General features: G+C 74.7%; 7 protein-coding genes. 3 read left to right on the top strand and 4 right to left on the bottom strand.

The window, feature by feature from the left end; all coding sequences use genetic code 11:
• Nucleotides 1-37: 37 nt before the first annotated feature.
• The 3 genes from ABT238_RS31760 to ABT238_RS31750 form a co-directional block, all read right to left on the bottom strand.
• Complete coding sequence (locus ABT238_RS31760; protein WP_350802232.1) at nucleotides 38-1,930, bottom strand: NAD-dependent epimerase/dehydratase family protein; 1,893 nt, start codon at nucleotides 1,928-1,930, stop codon at nucleotides 38-40.
• A 45-nt stretch (nucleotides 1,931-1,975) separates the two neighbouring features.
• Nucleotides 1,976-2,767 (bottom strand): phytanoyl-CoA dioxygenase family protein, encoded by a 792-nt coding sequence (locus tag ABT238_RS31755; RefSeq protein ID WP_350568241.1) that lies wholly within the window; start codon nucleotides 2,765-2,767, stop codon nucleotides 1,976-1,978.
• A 254-nt stretch (nucleotides 2,768-3,021) separates the two neighbouring features.
• Nucleotides 3,022-3,714 (bottom strand): LmbU family transcriptional regulator, encoded by a 693-nt coding sequence (locus ABT238_RS31750; protein ID WP_350802231.1) that lies wholly within the window; start codon nucleotides 3,712-3,714, stop codon nucleotides 3,022-3,024.
• A 305-nt stretch (nucleotides 3,715-4,019) separates the two neighbouring features.
• On the opposite strand from ABT238_RS31750, the gene ABT238_RS31745 reads away from it, so the two are divergent.
• Nucleotides 4,020-4,676 carry a hypothetical protein gene (locus tag ABT238_RS31745; RefSeq protein WP_350802230.1) on the top strand — a complete coding sequence of 219 codons (657 nt, stop codon included), beginning with the start codon at nucleotides 4,020-4,022 and terminating at the stop codon, nucleotides 4,674-4,676.
• Nucleotides 4,677-4,725: 49 nt separating this feature from the next.
• Here ABT238_RS31745 and ABT238_RS31740 read toward each other — a convergent pair whose 3' ends face one another.
• Nucleotides 4,726-5,928 (bottom strand): TetR/AcrR family transcriptional regulator, encoded by a 1,203-nt coding sequence (locus tag ABT238_RS31740; protein WP_350568246.1) that lies wholly within the window; start codon nucleotides 5,926-5,928, stop codon nucleotides 4,726-4,728.
• 97 nt (nucleotides 5,929-6,025) lie between these two features.
• On the opposite strand from ABT238_RS31740, the gene ABT238_RS31735 reads away from it, so the two are divergent.
• Together ABT238_RS31735 and ABT238_RS31730 are read left to right on the top strand one after the other, a co-directional pair.
• Nucleotides 6,026-7,279, top strand: a complete 1,254-nt coding sequence (locus ABT238_RS31735) for a glycoside hydrolase family 1 protein (RefSeq protein ID WP_350568248.1) — start codon at nucleotides 6,026-6,028, stop codon at nucleotides 7,277-7,279.
• Between the two features lie 25 nt (nucleotides 7,280-7,304).
• Nucleotides 7,305-8,612 (top strand): MFS transporter, encoded by a 1,308-nt coding sequence (locus ABT238_RS31730; protein WP_350802229.1) that lies wholly within the window; start codon nucleotides 7,305-7,307, stop codon nucleotides 8,610-8,612.
• Nucleotides 8,613-8,616 lie beyond the last annotated feature (4 nt).

The following is an 8,616-nucleotide window of genomic DNA, read 5'->3' as shown; positions in this document are numbered from 1 at the left end:
GGCGGCGCCGGGCGGGGCGCCGCCGGCCGGCGCGCGGCTACGCGCGGGGGTCCGGCACGGTGTAGTCGCCGTGGATGTCGCAGGCCCACCACTGGGCGAGGGCGCGCATGCTCTCGCGGAGCGCGGCCGAGGCGTGCCAGTGGAGTTCGGTCTCGATCAGCCCGGTCGCCATGGTCCAGCGGTCGACCGTCGGGTCCTGGACCCACTCCCAGGGTGTGCGGCGCGAGACATCGGCGAGGAACCCGGCGAGCTCCTGCTCGTCGAAGGCCGCGGAGGCGACGTTGAGCACCGGCTGCGCGGGCGGGGCCGCCAGGACGGCGCGCAGCGCGTCGGCGAGGTCGCGGTGATCCAGCACCTGGTGACGGCCCAGCGGGTTGAGGGCGAGCGGGCGCCTGGTCCAGGCCAGGTTCACCCACCGCACCAGCGGGCTGTCCTGCGGCGCGTGCGGGCCGACCGGGTCGGCGAGCCGCAGCACCTGGACGGGGACGCCCTGCTCGGCGCCCCAGGCGAGGGCGGCCCGCTCCTCGCGCCACCAGGCCAGGGCCACCGGGTCCGCCGGGGCGTCGGCCGGGGCCTGCTCGGTGACGGTCCGTTCGCGGCTGCCCCGGTAGACGGCCGAGGAGCCGGCGTAGACCACGCGCTCGGTCCCGGCCTTGGCGGCGGCGGCGAGCACGTCGTCCAGCAGGCCGTCCTCCTCGGGGCGGCCCAGGTGCACCACGTGCCGGACGCCGTCGAGGTCCCCGGCGGACGGGCGGCCGGCCAGGTGCCCGGCCTCGTGGCCGGCGTCGGTGAGCAGCCGGGCCAGCTGCCGGGCGAAGGCCGGGTCGCCACCGGTGACGGCCACCCGGGCGAGCGGCGCCGGGCGGGGCGCGCGGGTGCCCGGGTCGGCGCCGGCGCGGCGGCCGGCGGCGAGGGCGGTGAGCGCGAGGTCACGCACCGCGGGGGCCGTGGCGAGCAGTTCGGCGGCGGTGAACTCCTCGCACAGGCCGCCCGATCCGAGGGTCTCCATGACGGCGGCGGCGACCTGCGGGTCCGGCTCCGGCGCGTCGGCGCTGACGGCGCCGAGGGCGAAGGCGGTCAGCCACACGGCCTGGCCGGCGCCGTCCGGGAGCCCGGCCGCCGCCTGCGGGCCGGCGGCCCGCAGGGCGGCCAGGCAGGCGGCCAGCAGACCGGTGCGGGCGAGCTGCCGTTCGGTCTCCAGGTACTCCCACTCGGTGCCCCGCAGGACCGCGCAGCGGGCCTCGCCGTACTGGTAGAAGGGGACCACCGGGAAGCGCGGGCACGGTCCGTCGCCGGCCGCCGGGCCCGTCGCGCCGGTGAACAGGGTCGCCTGGCGGAAGCCGTGGTAGGTGTTGCCGGCCAGACTCGGCAGGTCGTCGTGCTGCACCGTGCTGGGGGTGCAGAAGCGCACCGGCATGCCGATCGCGTTCAGGTAGCGCTGCACCACCACGTCGTACGGCCAGCCGCCGCCGTGCTCCTCCTGGTAGGCCGCGTAGCCGCGGGCCGCCTCGGCGGGCAGCATCAGCGCCTGGCAGGGCACGTGCTCCTGGAGGGTGTACGCCCAGGGCGCGCCGGTGAGCGCGGCGAGCCGGGCGACGGCGCCGTTGCGGGCCTCCCAGCCCGCGTAGAGGGCGATCGCCTCGCCGGGGGCCGCCGCGGCGGCGCGTTCGGCGTGCTCGTAGAAGCCCTCGGCGAGCACCACGTCGTCCTGCAGCACCAGGTGGTGGGTGGCGTCGGGCGCCACGCAGGACCAGGAGAGCGGTGCCACCCGCAGGGCGGTCGGCCGGCCCTCCGGCTCGGGGTCCATGATCACGCGGACGCGGCCGCCGGGGTCGGCCTCGGCGAGCCTGCGGGCCTCCTCCGCGCGCTTGGGGTGACTCATCACCGCGCCGCTCAGCCGCACCTGCGCCGGTTCGTTACTGGCATCCATCGGGCTACCTCGTTGTGGGGTGTGGGGGGGGTCGGTGAGGACGGGTCAGCCGGTGGCCCGGTCGGCCCCGGCGTTGCGGACCTTGCGCTCGTTGTCGTTCAGGCCGTGGTCGGACCCCTGCTCGCGCTCCAGCCGGATCATCGCCGCGGGGCGGTAGTTGAGGATGTACGCCCGACGCACCCGGTCGCTGGTGTTGCCGCGGGAGTAGTGCAGGGTGCTGCCGGAGTGCGCGACGCCCTGGCCTGCCGTCACCGGCACGGCGGTGGCCCCGGGCTCGTCCTCCGAGCAGTCGGTCTCGATGTTCTTGCCGTCGCCGGTGGGGCGGTGCGGGCGCAGCGGCCGGGTGTGCGAGCCCTTGACGTACCACATGCAGCCGTTGTCCAGCCCGGCGTCGTCGAGGGCGACCCAGATCGAGACGGCCCGGGTGTCCGGCAGGTCGATCCAGTACGCGGCGTCCTGGTGCCAGGGCGTCGGCACCGCGGTGTGCGGGGCCTTGTGGATCAGCATGTCGAAGTCGAGCGTCGCGTCGTCGCCGATCAGCTCGCGGGCGAGCGCCAGGCCCCGCTCGTGCAGCGGCAGTTCGAGGATCGGCGGGTGGAGCGCGGAGGGCCACATGATCTGGGTGATGTTCTCGACGCCGGCCTCGGCGCCCTCGGCCCGCGGCGCGTGCGAGCCGAGGTCGGAGCGCTTGTCGCCGCTCTCGATCTCACCGGCGAGGAAGCGGTCGTAGATCTCCCGGTACGCCTCGACTTCGTCGGCGGAGAGCAGTGTCCCGGCGAAGACGAATCCGTCCTCGCGGAACGCGCCCGCCAGGTCGAGGTGTGCGCTGACTGTCATGACTGGTTCCTTTCCCGTGTACGGTTCCGGGGCCGGTCGATATCCGCTGCGGCCGGGCCGCGCGGACATGACGGAGAACGGCGGCCGCATTCCGCCGCCGCCTTTCGCGATTCGCCGGCGGGCCGACGGTCCGCCCGCATTCGCGCCGGCCGGGCCGGCCCGATTTCCCGGCCCCGCCATCAAATAGCGGGGAATTCGCCGGGGTCAATGCCCGTCGTCCGTCGGCCCGGAAGCCGGCCCGCGCCGGCCCCGGGTCAGCCGGCCTCGGCGATCCGCATCCGGTCGCGGTCCTCGGTGCCGCGGCGCGCGGCGGCGTCCAGGACGTCCAGCACCCAGGCGGACAGGTCACAGTTGGCGCGGTCCGCGGCGTCCTCCCAGAGACCGCGGCGGGCCTGGGTGACGGCGAGCCTGAGCTCGACGGAGATGGGCCGCGCACCCGTGCCCGGTGTCGTGGCGGCGCGGATCCGGCGGCGCAGTTCGTTGCGCGACCAGCCGCCCTGCTGGGCCCGGTCGAGCCAGTTGTCCTGCACTTCGGGATCCATGGAGGCGACTTCGGCGTGGTGCTGCATGCTCAGCGCCGGGCGTCGGCGGCCGGGCGGGAATTTCCGGGCGATCCAGGCGTAGTTCCGCAGTGTCTGGTAATCCAGCGCGGTTTCGTCGATGGCTTTCCGATAACGCTCGGGATAGCGGTCCTGGCCGTAGACGAGCCAGTCACCGAGCCACCAGGTGGTGGAATCCGCGGCAGCCCCGAGGTCCTGACCGATGCGCATCCACGTGTCGATCGGAATGCGCGCCGGGAGGGTGAGCGAGGTCTGGTCCCGGGAGAGTTCGACGCCCCTGCCGGCGCGCCTTCCCAGAATCCTCACAACATCCTGCCGATCCGCACCTCGCATGCTGTCCTCCCCGTTGTCCAGAAACAGTCGATCATTCTGGGGAACGAACCGCACCGCTTCAAGGTCTAGACCAGCAATCGAGAACGGCCGGATCGCGGTCCACCGCCGGCGCACCGCACCGGCACCCCGGCCGGGGACCACCCGGCGACCGCCCGCCGTCCCGCCGGCGGGACATGGCCACGTCAGAAACCGCAGACCAGAGCGGGTGCGCCCGGCCCGCGGCGGGGACGGCCCGCCACCGCCGGTCACCCGTCCCGGGGCGAAGGATCTGGCGGCCCGCTGGTCGCTGTGGTCACAATCGCACCGCCCCGGACCCCACCGGAGCGGCCGGGGCACCGTGAGCTGCCGAAGGAGCCGACGTGACCACCCGGGAGAGCGTCTCGGAGCACGGCCTGACCGTGCGCGCCCAGCACCGGTACAACCCGTACCACCACCTCTTCGACGACGCGGGCTTCGCCGGACTGCTGCTCGACCTCGGGCTGCGGCGGGCCGCCAGCATCTGGCGCAACCACACCGCCGCCGCCGGCGCCGCGCCCCGCGACCCCTACCCCCGGGCGAGCATGGGCTTCGTCCTGCTGGACCCGACGGCCGGGCCCTGGGTGCCCGACGCCCGGTCGGTGATGGCGGTGATCACCGTCGGCGAGGACGCCCACCGCTTCCTGCCCAAGGCGGCGGCCAAGGCCGCGGGCCACCGCCGGCTCGGGCGCAACTACGGCGAGGCGGTCCTGACCGACCCCCACCTGTGCGGCGCCGGCGGGTTCCGCTACGGGCACTCCGCCGAGATCCGCGGCCAGATCGTCGGCGCCAGTTCGCAGTCGACCGACCAGGACCTCTTCGAGGCCGGGCGGCTGGCCTCCGAGCTGGTCGACGCGCTCGGCCGCGCGCAGCTGGCCTGGGAGGAACGGACCGGCGCCGGCGACTGGTTCTCCGCCGACGACGTGCCGGATCCCGCCTACCGGGAGATGGTCGCCTTCGCCCTGGAGCCGGCCGAGGGCCCCGGCGCGGGGGCCCGGTAGCCGCCGCCGAAGCGCCCGGGGGCCGCGGCGGCCCCCGGGCGCTTCGCCGTCAGCCCGCCGGCGCCTCGCATGCGACGCGGGCGCGCGGGCGCGGCGGGACCGCCTCCTCGATGAGGGTGCCCAACTCGACGTCCCCGGGTTCGTAGAGCCAGGCGATCAGCGCGCCGAGCGCGAGCGCGACGAGCCACTGCGCCGCCGCCTGCCGCTCCCCCTCCTCCGCCGGCGATCCGGCTGACGCGAGGTCACGCACGGTGCTGGAGAGGCTGTACTCGAGCCGACCGGCCATCAGGGCGTGTGCGGGGTGGGACGGCACGGTGGCCTCGCACATCAGCACCATCTCCGCGGCCGACTGCCAGCGGGGGCGGTCGAGGAGCGCCTTCAGCCGGCTGCCGGGATCGGCCTCGTCCGGCGCGGGGGCCGTGAGCTCGGCGACCACCAGGTCGAGCAGCGCGCGCTTCGTCGGGGCGATGTGCACCAGCGCCGCCTTGGTCAGGCCGGCCCCGTCGGCCACGGCCTGCATCGAGGTCCCGTAGTACCCGTGGGCCGCGTAGAGGCGGGCCGCGCTCTCGAACGCCCGGGCGCGCGGCGTCGGCTCCGGCCCCGCGGCCGCCTCCCCGGTCGCCTCTCCCCCCGGCGACGCGTCGGGTCCGCGCACCGGCGCCGGGGGCGCGGGGGGAATCCCGTTCGCCCTCAGGTCGTCCTCGAAGTCGGCCAGCCGGCCGGGGATGTCGATCCGCCCGGGGAAGTAGAGCGAGAGGATCTGCAGGCCGTCCCACACCGCGCCGAGCCGCTGGACGGCGAGCTTCACGGAACGCTCGTCGCCGCCCTGGCCGCCGAGCAGCCGGACGCCCAGCCGGCTGCCGAGCCGCCGGCGGGTCCGCATGAGCTCGTGGCCCGGGTGCTCGGGGCTGGTCGCCTCGCCGAGCAGGGCGGTGAACAGCGGAATCCACCCGGCCTCGGCCTCGTTGCGCCGGGCCGCCGCGACCACGGAGACCCGCGGCCCCCCGTCGTCCACGCCGTTCTCGAGCCAGTTCCCGTGCCGGCGGTCGATGCGCTCGACGAGCGCCGTGAGGATCTCCTCCTTGGAGCCGAAGTGGCGCAGCAGCGCCGGATGGGAGATCCCCGAGGCCGCCGCGATGTCGCGCAGCGAGGTGGCCCGGTAGCCCGCCTGGACGAACAGCTCGTGGGAGGCGTCCAGGATGCGCTCGACGCGCTCGCGCCCGGTCCGATAGCTGCCCCGTTTCATCGCCATCGCTCCAGTATCGCGCCTGTGTTACCCTTCCCAAACCTTACCACCAACGTGGTAACTTTTCGGCCCACGGGCGGACCTGCGACCGAAGGAGACCGGCATGGCCGGCTTGCGCGAGGACTTCCTCTGGGGAGCCTCCACCTCCCCGCACCAGATCGAGGGCAACAACGTGAACGCGGACTGGTGGGCGATGGAGAACGCCCCCGGCTCCCCGTTCCCCGACCGCAGCGGCGACGCGGTCGACAGCTACCACCGCTACGCCGAGGACATGAAGCTGCTGGCGGACGCCGGCCTGAACGCCTACCGCTTCGGCTTCGAGTGGGCGCGGATCGAACCGGCGGACGGGCAGTTCTCCCGGGCCGAGCGGGACCACTACCGCCGCATGGTCGACACCGCCCACGAGCTGGGCCTGGCGCCGGTCGTGACGCTCCAGCACTTCACCCTGCCGCGGTGGTTCGCCGAGTCCGGCGGCTGGCGGCGCCCCGACGCGGCCGACCGGTTCGCCCGCTACATCGAGTTCGTCTCCACCGCGCTGCGGGACGTGGAGTGGGTCTGCACGATCAACGAGCCGAACATGCTCGCCGTGTTCGCGAGCATCCAGGACGTCCTCCTGAACGCCACGGGCAGCCGGCAGGCCGGCACGGCGGACGGCGGCCAGGAGGGCGGGCAGGCCGACGGGCAGGCCGCCACCGAGCTGGCGACGGCGCTGGCCGGAGTCCGCCCCGACCAGGCACTCGGCGACACGCTCGCCCAGGTGCACCGCCGCGCCGTCGAGGTGGTGCGCGGGACGACGAACGCCAAGGCCGGCTGGACGGTCGCGCAGCAGTCCTTCACCCCCACCCCCGGCAACGAAGAGGTCTTCGGGCGCGTCCACCACGGCTGGGAGGGCTTCTACCTCGACGTCGCCCGCGAGGACGACTTCGTCGGCGTGCAGGCGTACACCAGCCAGCCGGTCGACGCGAACGGCCCGGTGCCGCACCCGGAGCACCCCGAGAACACCCTCACCGGCTGGGCGTACCGCCCCGACGCCCTCGGCACCTCGCTGCGCCGCGCCTGGGAGGAGGCCGGCGGCGTGCCCCTGCTGGTCACCGAGAACGGCATCGCCACCGACGACGACACCCGGCGGATCGCCTACACCACCGAGGCGCTCGGTCACCTGGAGGCCGCCGTCGCGGACGGCCTCGACGTGCGCGGCTACCTGCACTGGTCGGCGCTCGACAACTACGAGTGGGGCCGCTACGCGCCCACCTTCGGCCTGATCGCCGTGGACCGGGAGACCTTCGTCCGCACCCCCAAGCCGAGCCTGGCCTGGCTCGGTGCCCGCGCCCGCGCCCACCGCAACGGTCCGCAGTGACCCGGCAGACGAATCGGAGACCAGGATGTCCGTGCACACCGACCCCGGGCCCGCGTACGACCCCCCGCCGGTCACCGGCCCCGCGCCGGTAGACGTCCGGGCTGGGGAACCGAAGGGCAAGGTGCCGCCGGAGCTGCGGCGGCTGTTCCGGGCCGCCCCGTTCGTCGCCGCCGCGGCCCCGGTCGCCTACGCCGTCTCGACGTACTACGCCGCCATCCAGGTCGAGCACCTGACCCCGGACGCCAAGACCTCCAACCTCGCGCTGATCAACGCCCTCGGCGCCGTGGCCGCGATGCTGGCCCAGCCGATCGTCGGCGTGCTGTCCGACCGGACCCGCGGCCGGTACGGCGCGCGAAGACCGTGGATGCTCGGCGGCGCCCTCATCGGCTCCGTGGCGCTGCTCACCGCCGGGCTCGCGCCGAACGTGGCCGCGCTGACCGTCTGCGTCATGCTGGTGCAGTTCGGGTTCAACGCCTCCCAGGGACCGTTCTCCGCGCTGCTGCCCGACCGGATTCCGGAACGGCTGCGCGGTCGGTACTCGACCGGCGTGGGCCTCGGCGTGCTCCTCGGCTCCGTCGCCGGCCCCGCCGTCGGTTCGGCGTTCGCCGACGACCTCCCGCTCGGCTACGCGCTCATGGCCGGTGCCGTCCTGCTCGGCATCGTGCTGTTCGTCGTCCTCGTGCCCGAGCGGGACAACCGCGGTGAACCACGCAAGCCGTTCTCGCCGCGGGCCTTCCTCGCCGCCTTCTGGGTCAACCCGGTCCGCCATCCCGACTTCTTCTGGGGCTTCGCCGGACGCCTCCTGCTGTTCGGCGGCTACGCGATGCTGAACACCTACCAGCTGTACCTGGCCCAGGACTACCTCGGCCTGAGCCTGGACGAGGCGACCCGGACCGTCCCGCTGCTCGGGCTCGCCGCACTGCCCGGCGTCATCGTCGCCACGGCGGTCGCCGGTCCCCTCTCCGACCGCATCGGCCGGCGTAAGCCCGTGGTGCTCGCCGCCGGGCTGCTCATCACGTCCGGTGCCCTGATCCCGCTCCTGCTGCCGTCGGTGCCCGGACTCGCGCTGTCCGCTCTCGTGGTCGCCTCCGGCTTCGGGGCGTTCATCGCGGTCGACCAGGCGCTGATGAGCAGCGTGCTGCCGAACCCGGACGACTTCGGCAAGGACCTCGGCGTGCTCAACCTCGCCGCCACCCTGCCCAACACCGTCGCACCGGTCGTGGCCGCGGGCGTGGTCCACGCCTTCGGCAGCTACGCCGCGCTCTACCCGGTGGTCGGGGTGATCGCGCTGCTCGGCGCGCTCTCCGTCCTCCCGATCCGCAGCGTCCGCTGACCGG

Source organism: Kitasatospora sp. NPDC001527 (assembly GCF_040298605.1).
In the GTDB taxonomy this organism is placed as follows: domain Bacteria; phylum Actinomycetota; class Actinomycetes; order Streptomycetales; family Streptomycetaceae; genus Kitasatospora.
This window is presented reverse-complemented; position numbering and strand designations above follow the sequence as displayed.

Excerpts from the sequence above, each read along its gene's own strand:
- ABT238_RS31760 (WP_350802232.1), bottom strand. The coding sequence starts at position 1,930 with ATGGATGCCAGTAACGAACCGGCGCAGGTGCGGCTGAGCGGCGCGGTG.
- ABT238_RS31755 (WP_350568241.1), bottom strand. The coding sequence starts at position 2,767 with ATGACAGTCAGCGCACACCTCGACCTGGCGGGCGCGTTCCGCGAGGAC.
- ABT238_RS31740 (WP_350568246.1), bottom strand. The coding sequence starts at position 5,928 with ATGGCGATGAAACGGGGCAGCTATCGGACCGGGCGCGAGCGCGTCGAG.
- ABT238_RS31735 (WP_350568248.1), top strand. The coding sequence starts at position 6,026 with ATGGCCGGCTTGCGCGAGGACTTCCTCTGGGGAGCCTCCACCTCCCCG.
- ABT238_RS31730 (WP_350802229.1), top strand. The coding sequence starts at position 7,305 with ATGTCCGTGCACACCGACCCCGGGCCCGCGTACGACCCCCCGCCGGTC.